This window comes from Enterobacter sp. RIT637 (assembly GCF_019718755.1).
Classification (GTDB): domain Bacteria; phylum Pseudomonadota; class Gammaproteobacteria; order Enterobacterales; family Enterobacteriaceae; genus Enterobacter.
Genome location: NZ_JAIHAZ010000012.1, coordinates 78,812 through 98,971, shown reverse-complemented (window position 1 = coordinate 98,971; position 20,160 = coordinate 78,812). Strand labels below are relative to the sequence as shown.

The window sequence follows — 20,160 nt, the reverse complement described above, 5'->3', positions numbered from 1 at the left end:
CTCAAAATGTCTGGAGAAGTGCCTTGCCCCTACGCATTCTTTGATCTTCTGCGGCTATTTGATCGATTCAGCTGTAGTAAAATTACGCAAATTTTTCGTCTCTTGAGCATGAGGTTGTCGCAATGTCGGTTTCTAAAAAACCTATGGTACTGGTGATTCTGGATGGCTATGGCTACCGTGAAGACAGCCAGGATAACGCTATTTTCAACGCCAAAACGCCAGTGATGGATGCACTGTGGGCAAAACGTCCGCATACCCTGATTGACGCGTCTGGCCTGGAAGTGGGCCTGCCGGACCGCCAGATGGGCAACTCCGAAGTTGGTCACGTTAACCTGGGCGCGGGTCGTATCGTGTATCAGGACTTGACGCGTCTGGACGTTGAAATCAAAGAACGTACCTTCTTCTCCAACCCAACGCTCGCTGGTGCGGTCGATAAAGCCGTGGCCGCAGGTAAAGCCGTGCACATTATGGGCCTGCTCTCTGCAGGCGGCGTGCACAGCCACGAAGATCACATCATGGCGATGGTTGAACTGGCCGCCGAGCGCGGTGCGGAAAAAATCTATCTGCACGCTTTCCTGGACGGTCGCGATACGCCGCCACGTAGCGCAAAAGGCTCTCTGCAAGCCTTTGAAGAGAAATTCGCCGCGCTGGGCAAAGGCCGCGTGGCGTCCATCATTGGTCGTTATTACGCGATGGACCGCGACAACCGTTGGGATCGCGTTGAACAGGCCTATGACCTGATGACCCTGGCAAAAGGTGAATTCCAGTTCGCGACCGCCGTTGAAGCGCTGGAAGCGGCCTATGCACGTGATGAAAACGACGAATTCGTGAAAGCATCCGTCATTCGCGCTGAAGGCCAGGCTGATGCTGCCATGGAAGATGGCGACGCGCTGATCTTCATGAACTTCCGTGCTGACCGCGCGCGCGAAATCACCCGTGCGTTCGTGAACAGCGACTTCGACGGTTTCGCCCGTAAGAAAGTGGTGAAACTGGACTTCATCCAGCTGACCGAATACGCCGCAGACATCAAAGCACCTTGTGCGTATCCGCCAGCATCGCTGGAAAATACCTTCGGCGAGTGGATGGCGAAGAATGACAAAACGCAGCTGCGTATTTCCGAAACTGAAAAATACGCGCACGTCACTTTCTTCTTCAACGGCGGCGTTGAAGAGCCGTTCAAAGGCGAAGAGCGCATTCTGATCAACTCGCCGAAAGTGGCCACCTACGATCTGCAGCCAGAGATGAGCTCTGCCGAGCTGACTGAAAAACTGGTTGCGGCCATCGAAAGCGGTAAGTACGACACCATCATCTGTAACTACCCGAATGGTGACATGGTAGGCCATACCGGGGTGATGGAAGCAGCGGTTAAAGCAGTTGAAGCGCTGGACAACTGTGTTGAGCAGGTAGCAAAAGCGGTTGAATCCGTTGGCGGCCAGCTGCTGATCACCGCTGACCACGGTAACGCAGAGCAAATGCGCGACCCGGCGACCGGCCAGGCACACACCGCGCACACCAACCTGCCTGTTCCGCTGATTTATGTGGGTGATAAATCACTGAAAGCAGTGGAAGGCGGCAAGCTTTCCGACATCGCGCCAACCATGTTGACGCTGATGGGCATGCCGATCCCTGAAGAGATGACTGGTAAGCCGCTGTTCATCGTGGAATAATCGCTCCCCATGAGGGGAAAGGCGATTTTTTCAATCACATGGGTCGTGAAGCCGCTTAGGTTATCAGTCAGACCTCTGTTTTACGCCAGCGCACTCAGCGCTGGCGTATTGCTGTGCGCCGCATCCGCCCACGCGGATGACCGCGACCAGCTGAAATCCATTCAGGCCGATATCGCCGCCAAAGAGCGAGCGGTACGCCAGCAGCAACAGCAACGCTCCGCCCTGCTCGCCCAGCTTAAGCAGCAGGAAGAGGCGATCTCCGCCGCCGCTCGCAAACTCCGTGAAACGCAAAATACCCTCGCCCAGCTGAACAAACAGATCGATGAGATGAACGCGTCGATAGCCAAACTGGAACGCCAGCGTGATGCCCAGGAGCGCAATCTGGCCGCGCAGCTTGATGCCGCGTTTCGTCAGGGTGAACACACCGGACTCCAGCTGATCCTCAGCGGTGAAGAGAGCCAGCGCGGCCAGCGTCTGCAGGCCTACTTTGGCTACCTGAATCAGGCGCGTCAGGAGACGATCGCGCAGCTGAAGCAGACGCGCGAAGAGGTCACCACTCAAAAAGCCGAGCTGGAAGAGAAGCAGACCCAGCAGCAGACGCTGCTCTACGATCAGCAGGCCCAGCAGGCGAAGCTGGAGCAGGCGCGCAACGAGCGTAAGAAAACCCTGTCCGGCCTTGAGTCTTCCATTCAGCAAGGCCAGAGCCAGCTGAGCGAAATGCGCGCTAACGAATCTAAACTGCGTAACAGCATCGCGCGTGCGGAAGCCGCGGCGAAAGCGCGCGCGGAAAAAGAGGCGCGCGAGGCGCAGGCCGTTCGCAACAAGCAGCAGGAAGCATCACGTAAAGGCACCACCTACAAACCAAGCGAAAGCGAACGTTCTCTGATGTCGCGTACCGGCGGTTTAGGCTCGCCTCGCGGTCAGGCCTACTGGCCGGTTCGCGGTTCTATTCTGCATCGCTATGGCGAACAGCTGCAGGGTGAGCTACGTTGGAAAGGGATCGTTATCGGTGCGTCTGAAGGTAGCGAAGTGAAAGCCATCGCCGATGGCCGCGTGATCCTGGCCGACTGGCTGCAGGGTTACGGGCTGGTCGTGGTGGTCGAACACGGTAAAGGCGACATGAGCCTTTACGGCTACAACCAGAGCGCGCTGGTCAGCGTCGGCACTCAGGTGCGCGCAGGTCAACCCATCGCCCTTGTGGGCAGCAGTGGCGGTCAGGGCCGCCCGTCACTCTATTTCGAAATTCGTCGCCAGGGTCAGGCGGTCAATCCACAGCCGTGGTTGGGAAGATAAGTTTTGCTTCAATTTCGTCGAATGATTCTCTCCGTCGCCAGCGCGCTGGCGCTGGCTGCACCGGTATACGCAGGCAAACTCGCTATTGTGATTGATGACTTCGGTTATCGTCCGCACTATGAAAATCAGGTGCTGGCGATGCCGTCAGCGATCTCCGTTGCGGTCCTCCCCAATGCGCCTCACGCGCGGGAAATGGCGACCAAGGCCCATAACAGCGGTCATCAGGTCCTGATCCACCTGCCAATGGCACCGCTTAGCAAACAGCCGCTGGAAAAAGACACGCTTCGTCCGGACATGAGCAGCGATGAGATCGACCGCATTATCCGCGACGCCTACAATAAAGTGCCGTATGCCGTGGGCCTGAATAACCACATGGGCAGCGCGATGACATCCAGCCTGTACGGTATGCTGAAAGTGATGCAGTCGCTGGAGCGCTACAACCTCTATTTTCTCGACAGCATGACCATCGGCAACAGCCAGGCCCTGCGAGCCTCTCAGGGAACGGGCGTGAAGGTGATTAAGCGCAAGGTGTTCCTGGATGACACGCAAAATGAAGCGGATATTCGGGTGCAGTTTAATCGTGCTGTACAGCTATCCCGACGCAACGGCTCAGCCATTGCCATCGGCCATCCGCATCCTTCGACGGTGCGCGTGCTACAGCAGATGCTGCCAACCTTACCTGCTGATATCACGCTGGTACGCCCGAGCGATCTGCTCAATGAACCGCAGGTGGATACGTCTCGTCCTGGCAGCGCACAGCCGCCAGCAACGCAGCCGCGTAATCCGTTCAGCGGCGTAAAAAACTGCAAGCCAAAACAGCCGCTTGAACCGGTGCATGCGACCCGCTTCTTCACAGTAATTAGCGAAAGCGTGAGCCAGAGTACGCTGGTGCAATACTTCCAGCATCAGTGGCAAGGTTGGGGTAAAAAGCCCTTCCCCGCGACAGGTGACTAAGGTAGAAAGATGCCGCAACGACACAAAATCCTGCTCCTCGATACCGGTAAAGAATGGGGAGGAGGCACCAACAGCATGCTCGAACTTCTGAAGCGCATTAATCGCGAGAAGTTTGATATCACCTGTTGTTTTTACTCCGACTACAGCCGGGCCGAAGGGCAAACCATCGGTCAGGTGTTGCATGGCATTGGCATCCCGTTAATTGTCATCCCGCAACAAAAGCAGCCCGCATGGGCGAAGATTGCAAAAGAACTGGGTCGCAGCCTGCTTTTCTTCTCGCGCAGCGGCCGCAAGGCCGTCACGCGCCATATCGATACGCTCTGGCGTATTCGCCCCAACGTCAGCAAAATCGAGACGATTTTCAGGGAAGGCGGTTTCGATACGCTGTACATGAACAACCAGCCAGGCTCTAACGAAGAGGGTTACCTGGCGGGGGCTAAACTGCGCACCCGGATCATCCAGCACTGCCGTATTGAACCGGTACTGACGCCGCCGCTGGTGAAGCTGGTGAATGCCCATGCCACAAAAATCATCGCCGTCTCGCACGGCGTTGAGCGCGTGTTACTTCAGCATGGCGTCCGGCCTGAGCTGTGCACAACGGTCAACAATGCCATCGATATCCACCAGCCGTTGCCGGATCGACGCGCCATGCGTCATCGCCTGAACATTGATGACGATACGTTTGTCTTTGGCAGCATTGGGTCGTTAATTCCTCGCAAAGCCAACCACCACACGCTTGCGGCGCTGGCACAGTTCAGCCGCAGGGAACCCGACGCAAAATGGAAGATGGTGCTGGTGGGTGAAGGTGCAGAGCGTGCCGCGTTAACCGCGCAAGCCAGAGAATTGGGCATTGAGAAAAACGTGATTTTCACGGGCTTCCAGAATACGCCTTTTGACTACCTTGCCACGTTCGACGCGTTTATACTCGCCTCAAAAAGCGAAGGGCTGCCTCGCGTAGTGCTGGAAGCGATGCTGCTTAAAATCCCTGTTATTGGCTCTCAGGTAACGGGTACGGCTGAACTGATTGACCATGAGTCAACAGGGCTGCTCTTCCCCTGGAGCGATGTTTCACAGCTTGCTCAGCATCTGAATAATATCTGGGCGGATGCAGACCTGCGGGCGCGACTGGCTGCGGCTGCATACCAGAACGTCTGTCATACCTACGCTATCGAAAACTATGTCAGCGGTGTCGAAGCCGTTCTTGGCGCGCACTAACCAAACGAGAAGAACATGTTTAAATTCCTGAATGCTCGCTACCGCCACATCACCGGGCGACATAACATTCCGTACGCTTCCCTTCCGGTCACGCGCGATCTCGTTGCAGTGGATTCCATCGTGATCCCGTGTACGGGCGCAGATTTCGTCGAAGAAGCGTTATTGTCAGCGACGTTTGCGGAACGTTACGCCACCGGGGTGAGCGAAATCGTCATCGTCAGCGATCAGCCTGAATCCGCCTTCGGGGTATTGCCGCCGAAAACCCGCGTAGTGACGCTGAACCTTCCCGTTCGTGAGGAAGGCTACCGCTATAAGCAGATCTACCTCAGCCGTCTGGTGAAGCTTAACGCCCCGCTACAGGCGCGCGGTGAAGGCGTATTGATGATCGACTCCGATCTCAACCTGCTGAAAATGCCCGAAATCAACATGGCCGACATGCACATCTACTCCAGCTTCCGTCAGGGCAAAATGATTGCCAAGCTGGACGGCGCGCCAGCGGAGAAAGTGCCGGCGTATTACAAAGAGACGGTGCGTCCGTATCTGGTCGATCACGTTAACGGCGCGTTTCTTGCGGCAACCAAAAAAACCTGGCGCCGTATCTGCCCGCTGTGGCTGACGCTTTTCCAGGACACCTGGGAGTTGATGGACGACACGCAGCCGCCGACCGATCAGCTGCCGCTCGCCGCGCTGCTGGACATGCTGGATATAAAAACGGTTAACCTGGGCGACTGGATGAACTGGCCGGTCTCCAAGAAGATCGGCGGCCAGGAAGCCGTTGTACCGAAAGAGGTGATTGGCGCACACGGCGGTTTCCCTCTCTCCGAATGGCAGAAGTATCTTGAATCGCCGGATAGCGCGCTGCTGTTCAAAGGTCAGGACTACACCCGCAAGGTGCGTTACCTGACGGACGAAGAGAAAAAGAATCAATAAAAAAGGGGCCTCAGGCCCCTTTTTGATTACTTATCCCAGCTCAGGATCACTTTCCCTGACTGGCCGGAACGCATCGCGTCGAAGCCCTGCTGGAACTCATCGATGGAGAAACGGTGAGTAATAATCGGAGACAGATCCAGACCGGACTGGATCAGCGCTGCCATCTTGTACCAGGTCTCGAACATCTCGCGACCATAGATACCCTTGATGAACAGCCCTTTGAAGATGACTTTGTTCCAGTCAATGGACATATCTGACGGCGGAATACCCAGCATCGCGATACGGCCACCGTGGTTCATGGTGTCGAGCATGGTGCGGAACGCCGGTGGCGCACCGGACATCTCCAGACCCACGTCAAAACCTTCGGTCATGCCCAGCTCTTCCATCACGTCGGTCAGGCTCTCTTTCGAGACATCTACCGCGCGGGTGACACCCATCTTACGCGCCAGCGACAGACGGTATTCGTTCACGTCGGTGATCACGACGTTGCGCGCCCCTACGTGCTTCGCTACGGCTGCCGCCATAATGCCGATTGGGCCCGCGCCGGAGACCAGCACGTCTTCACCCACCAGGTCGAAGGAGAGCGCCGTGTGTACCGCGTTTCCGAACGGGTCGAAGATAGAGGCCAGATCGTCAGAGATATTGTCCGGGATTTTGAACGCGTTAAACGCCGGGATCACCAGGTATTCCGCGAAGCAGCCCGGACGGTTCACGCCCACGCCGACGGTGTTGCGGCACAGGTGCGTACGTCCGCCGCGGCAGTTACGGCAGTGACCGCAGGTAATGTGGCCTTCGCCAGAAACGCGGTCGCCAATTTTGAAGCCTTTCACTTCCTGGCCGATACCGACCACTTCGCCAACGTATTCGTGACCGACAACCATCGGGACAGGAATGGTTTTCTGCGACCACTGGTCCCAGTTGTAGATGTGAACGTCAGTGCCGCAGATGGCTGTTTTACGAATTTTGATCAGCAGATCGTTATGACCGACTTCCGGCTCCGGCACGTCGGTCATCCAAATCCCTTCTTCCGCTTTCAGTTTGGATAACGCTTTCATCACACGTCCTCAGGCAATTACGCCCAGCTGTTTGCCGATGCGGGTAAAGGCTTCCACCGCACGTTCAATTTGTTCAGGCGAATGCGCCGCAGACATCTGGGTGCGGATACGCGCCTGACCTTTTGGCACCACCGGGAAGAAGAACCCGGTGACGTAAATCCCTTCTTTCTGCAGCTCGCGGGCAAATTGCTGCGCGACGACCGCATCGCCCAGCATCACCGGAATGATCGCGTGATCGGCACCGGCCAGGGTGAAACCTGCGGCGCTCATTTTTTCACGGAACAGACGGGCGTTGGACCACAGGCGGTCGCGCAGTTCAGCGCCGGACTCCACCATCTCCAGCACTTTGATGGAGGCAGAAACAATCGCCGGTGCCAGGGAGTTGGAGAACAGATACGGACGGGAGCGCTGGCGCAGCCACTCCACTACCTCTTTGCGCGCGGCGGTGTAGCCGCCAGATGCGCCGCCGAGCGCTTTGCCCAGCGTACCGGTGATGATGTCCACGCGGCCCATCACGTCGCAGTATTCGTGGGAACCGCGGCCGTTTTCGCCGACAAAGCCGACCGCGTGAGAGTCATCGACCATCACCAGCGCGTCGTATTTATCCGCCAGGTCGCACACGCCCTTCAGGTTGGCGATCACGCCGTCCATGGAGAACACGCCGTCGGTGGCGATCAGCACATGACGAGCCCCCGCTTCACGGGCCTCTTTCAGGCGCGCTTCCAGCTCGACCATGTCGTTGTTGGCGTAGCGGAAGCGCTTCGCTTTGCACAGACGTACGCCGTCGATGATGGAGGCGTGGTTCAGGGCATCGGAGATAATCGCATCTTCTGCGCCGAGCAGGGTCTCAAACAGACCGCCGTTGGCGTCGAAGCAGGAGGAGTACAGAATCGCATCTTCCATTCCAAGGAAGCTCGCCAGCTTTTGCTCAAGCTGCTTGTGGCTGTCCTGCGTACCGCAGATAAAGCGTACGGAGGCCATGCCGAAACCGTGGGTGTCCATGCCGTCTTTTGCAGCGGCAATCAGCTCAGGGTGATTCGCAAGACCCAGATAGTTGTTCGCACAAAAGTTGATCACATGGCTGCCGTCGGCAACGGTGATGTCCGCCTGCTGAGCAGACGTGATAATACGCTCTTCCTTGAACAACCCTTCCGCACGTGCGGTGTCGAGGTCGCTGTTTAACTGTTTGTAAAAATCACCACGCATTGCAATTCTCCAGACTCGGCAAATTTCGGCACATATTACCCAAACCTATAGTTCATGACGAGATGACGCAGTATCTCTTCTCGTTTTTGCAGCATAAATCACGTGTAACCCTGCTGCATATCGGTGAATGGCTGAAGGGTCGCCATACTAATGATATGATATGAATATTAGCGTCCGGGATTGTCCCCGGGCTCCACACTTCAAAGGTTACAGTTATGATCATCGTTACCGGCGGCGCGGGCTTTATCGGCAGCAATATTATTAAGGCCCTCAATGACAAAGGCATCACCGACATCCTGGTGGTGGACAACCTGAAAGACGGCACCAAGTTTGTAAACCTGGTGGATCTGAACATCGCTGATTACATGGATAAAGAAGACTTCCTTATCCAGATTATGGCGGGCGAAGAGTTCGGCGAGATCGAAGCCATCTTCCACGAAGGTGCCTGTTCTTCCACCACCGAGTGGGACGGCAAGTACATGATGGACAACAACTATCAGTACTCTAAAGAGATCCTGCACTACTGCCTGGAGCGTGAAATTCCGTTCCTGTACGCCTCCTCCGCGGCAACCTACGGCGGCCGCACCTCGGACTTCATCGAGTCCCGCGAGTACGAGCAGCCGCTGAACGTCTACGGTTACTCCAAGTTCCTGTTCGACGAATACGTGCGTCAGGTTCTGCCGGAAGCGAACTCGCAGATCGTCGGCTTCCGCTACTTCAACGTTTACGGGCCGCGCGAAGGCCACAAAGGCAGCATGGCGAGCGTGGCGTTCCACCTGAACACCCAGTTGAATAACGGCGAAAGCCCGAAACTGTTCGAAGGCAGCGACGGCTTCAAGCGTGACTTCGTCTACGTGGGCGATGTTGCAGCCGTAAACCTGTGGTTCTGGGAAAACGGCGTGTCAGGTATCTTCAACCTGGGTACGGGCCGTGCGGAATCCTTCCAGGCGGTAGCCGATGCAGCGCTGGCGTATCACAAGAAAGGCAGCCTTGAGTACATTCCGTTCCCGGAAAAACTGAAAGGCCGTTATCAGGCGTTCACTCAGGCGGACCTGACCAACCTGCGCGCCGCAGGCTACGACAAGCCGTTCAAGACCGTTGCCGAAGGCGTAACGGAATATATGGCCTGGCTGAACCGCGACGCGTAAGTATGAAGATTCTGGTGATCGGCCCGTCATGGGTGGGCGACATGATGATGTCGCAAAGTCTCTATCGCACGCTCAAGGCGCGTTATCCCCAGGCGATAATTGATGTGATGGCACCCGCATGGTGCCGTCCGCTGTTGTCGCGTATGCCGGAAGTGAACGAGGCGATCCCGATGCCGCTCGGCCACGGGGCTCTGGAAATCGGTGAACGCCGCAAGCTCGGACATAGCCTGCGCGAAAAGCGCTATGACCGCGCGTACGTGCTGCCAAACTCCTTTAAATCCGCTCTCGTGCCTTTCTTTGCGGGCATCCCACACCGTACCGGCTGGCGCGGTGAAATGCGCTACGGCCTGCTGAACGATGCGCGGGTGCTGGATAAAGAGGCCTGGCCGCTGATGGTGGAGCGCTACGTGGCGCTGGCCTACGACAAAGGCGTGATGCGCAGCGCGAAAGACCTGCCCCAGCCGCTGCTCTGGCCGCAGCTTCAGGTTAACGACGGGGAGAAATCCCACACCTGCAACGCGTTTGGACTTTCATCCGAACGCCCGATGATTGGTTTTTGCCCCGGTGCAGAGTTCGGTCCGGCGAAACGCTGGCCGCACTATCACTACGCCGAACTGGCGAAACAGCTGATCGACGAAGGCTACCAGATTGTGCTGTTTGGCTCGGCGAAAGATCACGAGGCGGGTAACGAAATTCTCGCCACGTTGAGCAACGAGCAGCAGGCTTGGTGCCGCAATCTGGCTGGCGAAACGCAGCTTGAGCAGGCGGTTATTTTGATCGCCGCCTGTAAGGCCGTGGTCAGCAACGACTCTGGCCTGATGCACGTGGCCGCCGCGCTGGACCGCCCGCTGGTGGCGCTGTATGGCCCAAGCAGCCCGGATTTCACGCCGCCGCTGTCGCATAAAGCGCGCGTCATTCGTCTCATCACCGGCTACCACAAGGTGCGCAAAGGTGATGCTGCTGAGGGTTATCATCAGAGCCTGATCGACATCACGCCAGAGCGCGTCCTTGAAGAACTCAACGCACTGCTGTTGAGCGAAGAAGGATAACGAATGCGGGTCTTGATCGTTAAAACGTCTTCAATGGGTGATGTTCTGCATACGCTGCCGTCGCTGACTGACGCCATGCGGGCCATTCCCGGCATTCGTTTCGACTGGGTGGTGGAAGAAGGCTTTGCGCAGATCCCCACCTGGCATGAAGCGGTTGATCGCGTGATCCCGGTGGCGATTCGCCGCTGGCGCAAAGCGTGGTTCTCCGCCCCCATTAAAGCCGAGCGCAAAGCCTTTCGCGATGCGGTGCAGGCTCAGCGTTACGATGCCATCATCGACGCGCAGGGACTGGTCAAAAGCGCCGCACTGGTGACGCGTCTGGCGCACGGCGTAAAGCACGGTATGGACTGGCACACCGCCCGCGAACCGCTGGCAAGCCTGTTCTATAACCGTCGCCACCACATCGCAAAACAGCAGCACGCCGTCGAACGCACCCGGGAGCTGTTCGCGAAAAGCCTCGGCTATGCGAAACCCGACGATCAGGGCGATTACGCCATTGCGCAGCACTTTTTACGCAATACAGCCCCCGACTCTGAGCCTTATCTTGTCTTCCTGCATGCCACAACGCGCGACGATAAGCACTGGCCGGAAACGCACTGGCGAAGGCTGATTGAACTAATGCAACCTTGCGGTATCCATATTAAACTCCCGTGGGGCGCTGAACATGAACGACAGCGTGCGGAGCGTCTGGCCGCAGGATTTTCGCATGTAGAGGTTTTGCCAAAACTCACGCTGGCACAGGTTGCAGCGCAGTTAGCGGGAGCGAATGCTGTCGTTTCCGTTGATACGGGATTAAGCCATCTAACCGCTGCGCTGGATCGTCCAAATATGACGATTTTTGGCCCGACCGATCCGGGTTTGATTGGGGGTTACGGTAAAAACCAGCATCAGATGGTCAGCCCGACTCAGCAAACAAAGGATATTAGCGCAGATGCGATTTTTTCATTTTTACAGGGCAGCCGCTGGCTTTCCAACAGGGATATTTAACCCATGAGTTATGTATTTCTGCTGATTTTACTCTTTCCGGTGAAGCTCATCCGGAAGCTGTTTCGCAAAGACACAGGTAAAAACCTTGTCATTCAGACAGCTAAAATCGGTGACTTTGTTAATGCTACGCCCCTCCTGGCGTACCTGCAAAAAAGCGATGTGCTTATCAGTCGCGGCGTAGGTGCGCTGGCGAAGCATGATGACACTATCGAGCAGATTTATTTTATCGAGCAGCATAAGCGCAATCTGTGGCGCAAGCTCTGCTTTGCCTGCAGGATCATGAATCGCTATGACAACGTGTACCTCCTGCAACCCAATAGCGTGAATCTCTTTTTCGCCTCCGTCTGCAATGCAAAAAACAAACAATTTTTAAGCACTTATACGCGCAGATGGTATCACGGCATTTTTTACGCTACGGCTGACGGTACCGTTGAGCATGGTAAACAAACGTTGTCGGTCACAAACTATCTGAAGCTGGCAGACCGCTCGCTTACGTGGCAAGACTCCCCAAAGCACGCTACCAGGCCACTTTTTAAGCCCCAGACCTGGCCGGAAATCCTTGATAAACCCGGCGTTATCCGCATCGGCATCAGTATCGCCGCGGGAAATAAAGCGAAAACCGTTCCTCCCATTATCTGGAAGCGAATTATTGAGCATCTCGCTGACCTGCCCTGCGAATTTTATGTATTTGGTGCGCCCAATGAGCAGCCGTGGATGGATGATATCACCCGTGCTTATGGTGAAGTGCCCAATCTCATCAACCTGATTGGGCAAATCTCCCTTGAAGAGCTTCCCTGGGCGATTTCAAAGATGGATTGCTATATCGCATCGGATTCGGGGAACGTTTATATTGCCGACGCGGTAGGTGTGCCGGTGGTGTTGCTGTTTGGACCATGCTGTCACCATGAACAGCGTCCGCTTGGCAATGTGTTGTTGATTGGTAATGACGACAACATTTGTTCTTATGTGTTTGAAACACGTTATTATTTTTCACAAGAACGCGAAGCGTTATTCGCGGTAACAGAAGACGCGCTACGCGAGCTTAAACATTTTATCTGCGAGTTACCTACCGTTAACGCAACCACCTATGCTATTGATGCTCAGGGAAACTAATTTCTATGGCTTTTCTTAGCGTCATTATTGCCGCGCATAACGCCGAAGATACGCTTCATGCTACGTTAGAAAGCCTGCACGCCGCGATTGATAATGCGGGCGATGCTGTTGAAGTCATTATCGTTAATGACAGTTCCGATGATGCCACTCAGGATATTATCGAAAAATGGTTGCCTGCGTTCCCACACGCGCAATCCCGGTACGTTGAGTACCGTAACGTCGGTCATGTTCGAAACAGTGCAGTGTCTCTGGCATCAGGCGATTACATCACGATGCTGGATAGTGATGATCGACTGAAGCCTTGCAGCCTCAGGGATGCAGTGGCGTTTTTGAAAGCACAGCGTCCTGATATGCTACTGACGCGCTTGCTGGAAATTCGTGATATCAGGAAAATCACCGCATTCTGGCAGGGCTTTACGCCCGTTTCTTTATCCCAGAGAGACGCGATAAAGCGTTTCTTGCAGCATAAAGAGTTTCAGGCACATCTTATCGGTCAGTTTATTCATCGAAAGTTGTACGAGAGCAACCCCATTCCATCGATGGTCTGTTACGAAGACTTTGCGGTATTTCCTGCCATGCTGATGCAGTCAGAAAAAATCTGCTATCAACGCCAGGGCCATTACTATTACATCAAACGTAGTGAAAGTTTGTCGAGCCGTCTCGACGCCAGTAAAATCACGACACTTGTTGAATGTACATTAAAGATGGAAAAAACGTTTCCGCAAGCGTTTAAAAATCTGATTAATTGTCACTGGTTTGATATCTACAGTAACCATCGGCAACACCTTACCGAGCAACAGCTTAAATGCGTTAAGTCACGGGTAAACGCGCTTTATTCGTTATCATTTTTCTTATCCAGCGATGTTCGCTTCAGCTATAAAAAAAGGGTTATTGAGGCATTATGGAAAAAGTAAAATTGCGTCTTTATCAACTGACGCTAATTCTTAGCCTTATCTCGCTTGCATTGGCCCTGGTCAGTTCGGGTAAACAGCGAGAGTTTTTCTATATCGCGATATATGCCAGCATTATCGGCTTAGCGCTCGAATATAAAAAAATCACACTGCGCCCCTTTTCAATAGCTCTGCCCATTTTGTTGATTGGGTTACTTAATTTTGCCTGGTACATGGTTTATGAATACCATAGTGAAGGTTTAAACGCTTACAGCGATTATCTCGGTTCAAGTAAGAAGCTGATTTTAGCCAGTTTCCTTATTTTCTATCTTGACCGGTTTAAGTCTTACGTTGATAAGGCCTCCTTCCAGAAGTATTTCTTCTATGCCGCAGGCGCGGGGTTTGTCCTCGCCACGGGTTATGGCTTATGGCAGGCATCGCAGGGAATGGTACGCGTTGAGATGGCCATAAATCGTGCGACCGTATCAGCTTACGTATACTCCGTGTTATCTCTGGCTTTCGTATACAGTCTTTATCTTCAGAAAAACGTGAAGCTGTATGTGGCTGCGGGTCTCACCATCTTAATTTCTTACTTCGTCATTCTTCTGACGGGGACGCGTGCCGCAATGGGCCTGTATTTGCTTTTGGCCATTGTGCTCACGCTTTACCACTTCAGACGAATTCATCTCAAATCAACACTGATCTTTTTATGTGTTGTGGCGGGGATTGTCATCGTTAGCTACAAGCCATTGATTTCGCCAAAGATAACGCAAACGCAAATCGAAATAGAAAAGTATGAGAAAGGGTATGACAAAACCTCCCTCGGCGCGCGTTTCTCTATGTGGACGGTGGGTATTCAGAACGGGCTCGCGCATCCATTGGGGCAGTCAGTTGACGATCGCCAGGCATGGACGCAGCGTTATATAAAAGAGGGACATCCGCATCTCGTTACTGCACTAACATATATCAACGTGCATTTACACAACGAATTTATTGAGAAATATTCGCTGCAGGGTATCCCGGGGCTGGTGATATTATTCTTTTTCTTTGCGTCGATGATCGCTTACGCGCTTAAAAATAAAAATGGCCTGTTGCTAACGACCATGCTCCTGCTTTTACTGTATGGCCTGACTGACGTGATATTGTTGAGCTCAGAAGCCCTGATCTTCTTTGTTACCCTGTTTGCCTTGAGTACGCCCTTTTCGCAAACAAGACAACGCTGATGATAATGCCCGCCTGGCGGGCATTAATTTTTTTTGTACTGATAAAACTCCGCCAGCGTCATCCCTACGGTTTTATCTGACAGCCACGTAAACAGCGCTTCCAGATCGCGATACAAGCCTTCAATCGCCGCATCATCCTTAAACGTGGGGCTCCCGCCGGGCATAAACTCAGATGAATGCAGCATAAACTCCACGTAATCATTCCCCTGCGATAAACACTGTTGCGCAACCTGAATCATCTGCGAGGCGTTCCCACCCGACGGCCGTAGCCAGTTCACGGACGGTGAGCGATATTTACCGCGAAGACGATCGTAGCCCTGCTTGACGGTATTCAACCAGGCCGGGTGTTTATACTGAATACTCATCGGGACTTCGAGCAGCGGGCTATTACCCGCCCGGGAAATATCATCCGTGTCCATGAAGTAGGCACGGTCAGGGAAATGCTGATAATTCGTTCCGCCACTCCCCTGCGGGGCACCTTTCGCGTTGCGCCAGTTCACGCGCGGCGTAACGGAACAATCAACCTGATAGCCCAGTTCAATAAGCAGCCTGGCATAGCGGTTATCAAATGCCCAGCGTCCGGCACGATGGCTCAGCATTTTGGTCTGGAAGGTCTCTTCCAGCAGGCGGGTCATGAAGAGGACTTTTTCGCGCATCATCTCGTCTGAAAACTCAATCAGATACGGCTGCCAGCGCCAGTCATCACCCGTGAGATCGTGCTCCGGCGGGCTATTCCAGGCATGCAGGTGCATACCCACTTCCCCCTGGCCGCGAGCAATAACGTCCCGTGCGAATTCAATGAAAACGGGCTCGATTGCCATCTCATAGTTTGTCAGCCAGACGGGCTTAAAACCAAAACGTTCGCAAAGCGCCTGAAAGCGCGCCAGGTAGCGCGCATTTTCCGTTTTGATCACCCGATGGTTTTGCCAGAGATTATCGCCTTCGGTATCGATCGTGATGATAAACGCTGGTTTTTTCATAATGAGTCCACGAGACAAAGTAGTTAGCGCTATGTTACGCACTCCCTAAAGCAGGAGTAAACCCTTCCAGGGAAATTCCTGACATTGTGGAGAAAGAGTGCAAGTCGCTACCAGGTCTATTAGAATTGCCAACAGTACAACGCCGATAAGATGATGATGACTAACTTACCTGACACGCCTGATTTGCGCATTTTACTGATCAAACTTCGCCATCATGGTGACATGTTACTCACCACACCCGTCATCGATTCGTTACGCCAAAAATGGCCCGGGGCGCAAATCGACGTGCTTCTTTATGAAGAGACACGCGATATGCTCGCCGCGCATCCGGCGATCGGCACAATTTATGGTATCGATCGCAAATGGAAGCAGCTGGGCACGCTGAAGCATCTTCAGAAAGAGTGGCAGCTGCTTTGCACATTAAGAAGACAGCGTTATCACCTGGTGATTAACCTTGCCGATCAGTGGCGCAGCGCCATCGTCACGCGCTTCACCGGCGCCCCGGTTCGCCTCGGGTTCGCTTTTAACAAGCGCAAGAGTGCATTCTGGCGTTTTTGTCATAGCAATTTGGTCTCTGTCGCGAATCACCCGTCACTCCACACCGTTGAGCAAAATCTTTCCATCCTCTCAGCGCTGCCGGTTGACCCCAAACCCGCCGTCACCATGGCTTACCGCCCGGATGACTGGCAACACGCGCACCACCTCTTGACGCAAAAAGGTGTGGGAGAGCGGTACATCGTGATTCAACCCACGTCGCGCTGGTTCTTCAAATGCTGGGATGAAGGAAAGATGGCGCAAACCATCACCGCCCTGCAGCAGGAAGGCCACAGCATCGTTCTCACGGCTGGCCCGGATAAAAAAGAGATGGCAATGATCGATCGCATTCTCGCTGCCTCACCGAAAACGGATGTCGTTTCGCTGGCAGGTCAGTTGACGCTGCGTCAACTGGCATCCCTTATCGATCATGCGCGTCTGTTTATCGGCGTGGATTCCGTGCCGATGCATATGGCCGCGGCGCTTCAGACACCCTGTGTGGCGCTGTTTGGCCCCTCAAAGCTAACGTTCTGGTCGCCATGGCAGGTCAACGGGGAGGTTATCTGGGCCGGTGACTACGGCCCGCTCCCGAATCCGGACGCCATTGATACCAACACCAAAGAACGCTATCTCGACGCCATTCCCGTGGATGCTGTCGTCTCTGCTGCAAAGAGATACCTGTAATGAAACACCATCGCCTGGCGATTGTTCGCCAAAAATATCGCCCTGATGGCGGAGCGGAACGTTTCGTCTCCCGAGCGCTGGCGGCGTTAAGCAATCAAAATCTTGAGCTCAACGTTATCACCCGCGAATGGCAGGGAGAAAAGCAGGACGACTGGCATATCCACATTTGCGACCCGCGCAAGTGGGGACGCATCAGCCGCGAACGCGGTTTTGCGCATGCCGCACGCGCACTGTGGCAGCAGCAGCAATTTGATATTGTGCAAAGCCACGAGCGTATCCCGGGCTGCGACATTTATCGCGCAGGCGATGGCGTTCATCGCCGCTGGTTGCTGCAACGTGCGCGGATTCTGCCCGCCTGGCGCGCACAAATGCTCATGCACGATCGCTACCACCGCTACGTAATGAATGCCGAACGTGAAATGTACCAGGCTCCTGAGTTGAAGGCCGTTATCTGTAATGCGGAGATGATCAAACGCGAAATCGTCGAAGACTTTGATATTGACGCAAAAAAGATACATGTGATTTATAATTCAATTGATTCCAGCCGCTTCGTTCCGGCCGAGGAGGCACAGCGTGCCGCGCTGCGTCAGCAGTTTGGTTTACCCGCCGACGCCGTTGTGTTTTGCTTTGTAGGCTCAGGATTTGAACGAAAGGGATTAGCCAGCGCCATACGCGCTATCGCGGGAACCGCGGCGTGGCTGATTGTGGTTGGGCAGGATAAAGCGGAAAATCGTTATCGTGAACTCGCCCGTTCACTCGGCTGTGAAGGGCAAATCCGTTTCCTGGGGATGCAAAAAGAGACGTTGCCATTTTACCAGCTATCCGATGGTTTACTGCTGCCAACGCTGTATGATCCCTTTCCTAACGTTATTCTCGAAGCGATGGCCTGCGGTTTACCTGTCATTACTTCAGAGAGTTGCGGCGGAGCCGAATTTATTGAGCAAGGCAACAACGGATTTTACTGTGACGCACTTGATATCAACACTTTGAAGGAGGCAGTAGCAGCCATTCCTTCTCTGGAAAAGAATAACAATATGGGGCTAGCGGCACATGAACGTGTAAAAGAGGCCACCCCTGAAAAACTATCAAGTCAGCTTATTTCGCTTTATCAAAAATTACTGGATTAAAAATGCGCATCCTAATGATTATTGATGGTTTACCCGGTGGAGGAGCTGAAAAAACAGTTCTTACACTTTCCAGCGGATTGATCGAAATGGGACATCAGGTCTCCCTGTTCTCCCTGCGGAAAGTGTGCGACTACGCCATCCCGGAAGGCATCGATTTTCAGGTTATTCAGGATACGTGTAAAAAGCCGTGGCGTAAGCTGACGGAGATCCCGCGCCGCGCCCGACTGTTGGATAATGCGATTAAGCAGGCTGAACGCAGTGGAAAATTTGATGCGGTGTTCTCCCACCTGCACAAAACAGACCGCATCGTGGCGCACTGCCGCGCACTGGAACGCGATAAAGTCTGGTTCTGCGTACACGGCATGTTCTCGTTCTCCTATCTGCGCCATCGCAGCGGTCTTTCGCGCTGGTTTAAACATTATAAGATTCGTCATACCTACGAAAAACGCAACGTTGTCGCCGTCTCAGCCGCCGTGTTGAAAGATCTCTCGGAAACGCTGGCAATCGATCTTCGTCGCCAGGCGGTTATCCATAATCCTTTCGATATTCCAGAAATCCAGCGTCTGGCAGACGAACCCTATGAGATGCAGGGACAGGATTACCTCATTCACGTCGGCCGCTTCCACGAGCATAAACGTCACGATCGTCTCTTACGCGCCTTTGCGCTGAGCCAGATAGATACAACACTGGTCATGATGGGAAATGGCGCCGACGCTAAAATTCAAAAACTCAAACAGCTGGCCACCGAGCTGGGCATTGAAAACAAAATTGTTTTCCGTCCATTCCAGCCCAATCCCTATCCATGGATCAAAGGCGCACGCCTCTTAGTGTTAAGCTCTGACTGTGAAGGTTTTGGTAATGTATTGGTCGAATCCATTATCTGTCAGACGCCGCCCGTCAGCACAAATTGCCCGGGTGGACCCGCTGAAATCCTCACTGGCGACTTAGCGCGCGGGCTGACAGCATTAAATGATGAGTCACTGGCAAAAACGCTGGCCGATATCTATGCCTCTCCGCCAGTCGTTGATCGCGCAACGATCGCATCGTTCGGCATCAATGCCATCTGCCAGCAATATATTGCTTTGGTCGACAATCCATAATAATCAGGTTTCTTATGCAAAATTCAGCGCCATTATTAAGCGTGGTGGTTGCCGTTTATAACGGTGAAGCGTTCCTGGATCAGTTCTTTACCTGCCTTGTCAATCAACGCATCGACAGCATGGAAGTCATCATCGTCAATGACGGCTCCACTGACCGCTCGATGGAGATCGTCGAAAACTGGCGAGAAAAACTGCCGCAGCTGCAGGTTATTGAACAACAAAACCAGGGTGTCTCCATCGCGCGTAATAGCGGTCTGGCCATCGCGACGGGTCAATACCTTTCCTTCCCGGATATTGATGATGTCTTTAAACCTGGCATGTATCAGCATCTGCTGGATATGGCCGTTACGCAGGATCTGGACGTCGCCACCTGTAACGGGAACTACGTCTGGGAAAATAACAAAAAACCCTCGCGCCCGATTTTCCCTGAGGACAAACTGGCCTCGACAGGCGTTATGACTGGCGCGGCATGGTTAAAGATGGCGCTGGATTCTCGTAAGTTCCTCCACGTCACCTGGTTGAATATCTATCGCCACGACTTTATCCGTAAACACAGTTTCCATTTCGAACCCGGCCTGCGCCATCAGGATATCCCGTGGACGACTGAAGTGCTGCTTGCGGCTGAGCGGGTTCAGTACACCAGTGAACGTTATTATGACTACTACATTCACTCCGCATCGGTGTCCCATATGCCGGACAATGACGACACGCTCATTCGCTCGGCGCGCCATTACATGAAAATCCTGCAGATGCTCGATGCCATCAATCAGCGCTACCCGGATAAAGTGAAAGGTATCCCTGCCTGCCACTGGCAAATCGCCAAAGAGGGGCTGGGGATTATTCACACCTTCGACAACATGAAGGATGAGAAGAAGAAATCTATGATTATTAAAGAGTTCTTCGAAACGGGGATCTGGAAACTCATCTGGAAAAGTGCAAAAAGTCCGCGTTTGCGCTGGCGACTGGGCCGCCGTTACTTCCGCTTAAAGCGGTATCTGGCATAAG

18 protein-coding genes are annotated in these 20,160 nt (G+C 53.9%); 15 read left to right on the top strand and 3 right to left on the bottom strand.

Annotation, left to right across the window (positions count from 1 at the left end; all coding sequences use genetic code 11):
* Window positions 1-122 precede the first annotated feature (122 nt).
* Genes gpmM through K5E19_RS16895 form a run of 5 tightly spaced genes read left to right on the top strand, consistent with a single transcriptional unit; the run spans window position 123 to window position 6,059 of the window.
* Window positions 123-1,667, top strand: coding sequence for a 2,3-bisphosphoglycerate-independent phosphoglycerate mutase (gpmM, locus tag K5E19_RS16915; protein ID WP_221552223.1), 1,545 nt, complete (start codon window positions 123-125; stop codon window positions 1,665-1,667).
* 33 nt (window positions 1,668-1,700) lie between these two features.
* On the top strand, window positions 1,701-2,960 hold the full coding sequence (envC, locus tag K5E19_RS16910) for a murein hydrolase activator EnvC (RefSeq protein ID WP_296223179.1): 1,260 nt from the start codon (window positions 1,701-1,703) through the stop codon (window positions 2,958-2,960).
* Between the two features lie 3 nt (window positions 2,961-2,963).
* Window positions 2,964-3,914, top strand: coding sequence for a divergent polysaccharide deacetylase family protein (locus K5E19_RS16905; RefSeq protein ID WP_221552221.1), 951 nt, complete (start codon window positions 2,964-2,966; stop codon window positions 3,912-3,914).
* A gap of 9 nt (window positions 3,915-3,923) precedes the next feature.
* Complete coding sequence (locus K5E19_RS16900) at window positions 3,924-5,129, top strand: glycosyltransferase (RefSeq protein ID WP_221552220.1); 1,206 nt, start codon at window positions 3,924-3,926, stop codon at window positions 5,127-5,129.
* A 15-nt stretch (window positions 5,130-5,144) separates the two neighbouring features.
* On the top strand, window positions 5,145-6,059 hold the full coding sequence (locus K5E19_RS16895; RefSeq protein ID WP_221552218.1) for a hypothetical protein: 915 nt from the start codon (window positions 5,145-5,147) through the stop codon (window positions 6,057-6,059).
* Between the two features lie 26 nt (window positions 6,060-6,085).
* Here K5E19_RS16895 and tdh read toward each other — a convergent pair whose 3' ends face one another.
* Together tdh and kbl are read right to left on the bottom strand one after the other, a co-directional pair.
* Entirely contained in the window at window positions 6,086-7,114 is a 1,029-nt protein-coding gene (tdh, locus tag K5E19_RS16890) for an L-threonine 3-dehydrogenase (RefSeq protein WP_042717745.1), read from the bottom strand.
* Window positions 7,115-7,123: 9 nt separating this feature from the next.
* On the bottom strand, window positions 7,124-8,320 hold the full coding sequence (gene kbl, locus K5E19_RS16885; RefSeq protein ID WP_221552215.1) for a glycine C-acetyltransferase: 1,197 nt from the start codon (window positions 8,318-8,320) through the stop codon (window positions 7,124-7,126).
* Window positions 8,321-8,535: 215 nt separating this feature from the next.
* Between kbl and rfaD the strand changes: the two genes are divergently transcribed.
* The 6 genes from rfaD to K5E19_RS16855 are packed head-to-tail and all read left to right on the top strand — an operon-like array spanning window position 8,536 to window position 14,730.
* The gene (gene rfaD, locus K5E19_RS16880; RefSeq protein ID WP_131634669.1) at window positions 8,536-9,468 is read left to right on the top strand and encodes an ADP-glyceromanno-heptose 6-epimerase; all 933 of its coding nucleotides are present in this window, start codon (window positions 8,536-8,538) and stop codon (window positions 9,466-9,468) included.
* 2 nt (window positions 9,469-9,470) lie between these two features.
* Window positions 9,471-10,517, top strand: coding sequence for an ADP-heptose--LPS heptosyltransferase RfaF (gene rfaF / locus K5E19_RS16875; protein WP_108417300.1), 1,047 nt, complete (start codon window positions 9,471-9,473; stop codon window positions 10,515-10,517).
* Between the two features lie 3 nt (window positions 10,518-10,520).
* Window positions 10,521-11,504, top strand: a complete 984-nt coding sequence (rfaC, locus tag K5E19_RS16870) for a lipopolysaccharide heptosyltransferase RfaC (RefSeq protein WP_221552213.1) — start codon at window positions 10,521-10,523, stop codon at window positions 11,502-11,504.
* A 3-nt stretch (window positions 11,505-11,507) separates the two neighbouring features.
* The gene (locus K5E19_RS16865; RefSeq protein WP_221552212.1) at window positions 11,508-12,617 is read left to right on the top strand and encodes a glycosyltransferase family 9 protein; all 1,110 of its coding nucleotides are present in this window, start codon (window positions 11,508-11,510) and stop codon (window positions 12,615-12,617) included.
* 5 nt (window positions 12,618-12,622) lie between these two features.
* Window positions 12,623-13,531 (top strand): glycosyltransferase family 2 protein, encoded by a 909-nt coding sequence (locus K5E19_RS16860; RefSeq protein ID WP_221552210.1) that lies wholly within the window; start codon window positions 12,623-12,625, stop codon window positions 13,529-13,531.
* Complete coding sequence (locus K5E19_RS16855) at window positions 13,519-14,730, top strand: O-antigen ligase (RefSeq protein WP_221552208.1); 1,212 nt, start codon at window positions 13,519-13,521, stop codon at window positions 14,728-14,730. The genes K5E19_RS16860 and K5E19_RS16855 overlap by 13 nt, the downstream gene beginning before the upstream one ends.
* A gap of 23 nt (window positions 14,731-14,753) precedes the next feature.
* On the opposite strand, the gene K5E19_RS16850 is transcribed toward K5E19_RS16855, so the two are convergent.
* On the bottom strand, window positions 14,754-15,710 hold the full coding sequence (locus K5E19_RS16850; RefSeq protein ID WP_221552206.1) for a polysaccharide deacetylase family protein: 957 nt from the start codon (window positions 15,708-15,710) through the stop codon (window positions 14,754-14,756).
* Between the two features lie 150 nt (window positions 15,711-15,860).
* On the opposite strand from K5E19_RS16850, the gene rfaQ reads away from it, so the two are divergent.
* Genes rfaQ through K5E19_RS16830 form a run of 4 tightly spaced genes read left to right on the top strand, consistent with a single transcriptional unit; the run spans window position 15,861 to window position 20,159 of the window.
* Window positions 15,861-16,928, top strand: a complete 1,068-nt coding sequence (gene rfaQ / locus K5E19_RS16845) for a putative lipopolysaccharide heptosyltransferase III (RefSeq protein WP_221552205.1) — start codon at window positions 15,861-15,863, stop codon at window positions 16,926-16,928.
* A complete protein-coding gene (locus K5E19_RS16840; RefSeq protein WP_221552203.1) occupies window positions 16,928-18,055 on the top strand; it encodes a glycosyltransferase family 4 protein in 1,128 nt (375 codons plus the stop codon). The genes rfaQ and K5E19_RS16840 overlap by 1 nt, the downstream gene beginning before the upstream one ends.
* 2 nt (window positions 18,056-18,057) lie before the next feature.
* Window positions 18,058-19,155, top strand: coding sequence for a glycosyltransferase (locus K5E19_RS16835; RefSeq protein WP_221552201.1), 1,098 nt, complete (start codon window positions 18,058-18,060; stop codon window positions 19,153-19,155).
* Between the two features lie 14 nt (window positions 19,156-19,169).
* On the top strand, window positions 19,170-20,159 hold the full coding sequence (locus K5E19_RS16830) for a glycosyltransferase (RefSeq protein WP_108417291.1): 990 nt from the start codon (window positions 19,170-19,172) through the stop codon (window positions 20,157-20,159).
* The last annotated feature ends 1 nt before the right edge of the window (window position 20,160 follow it).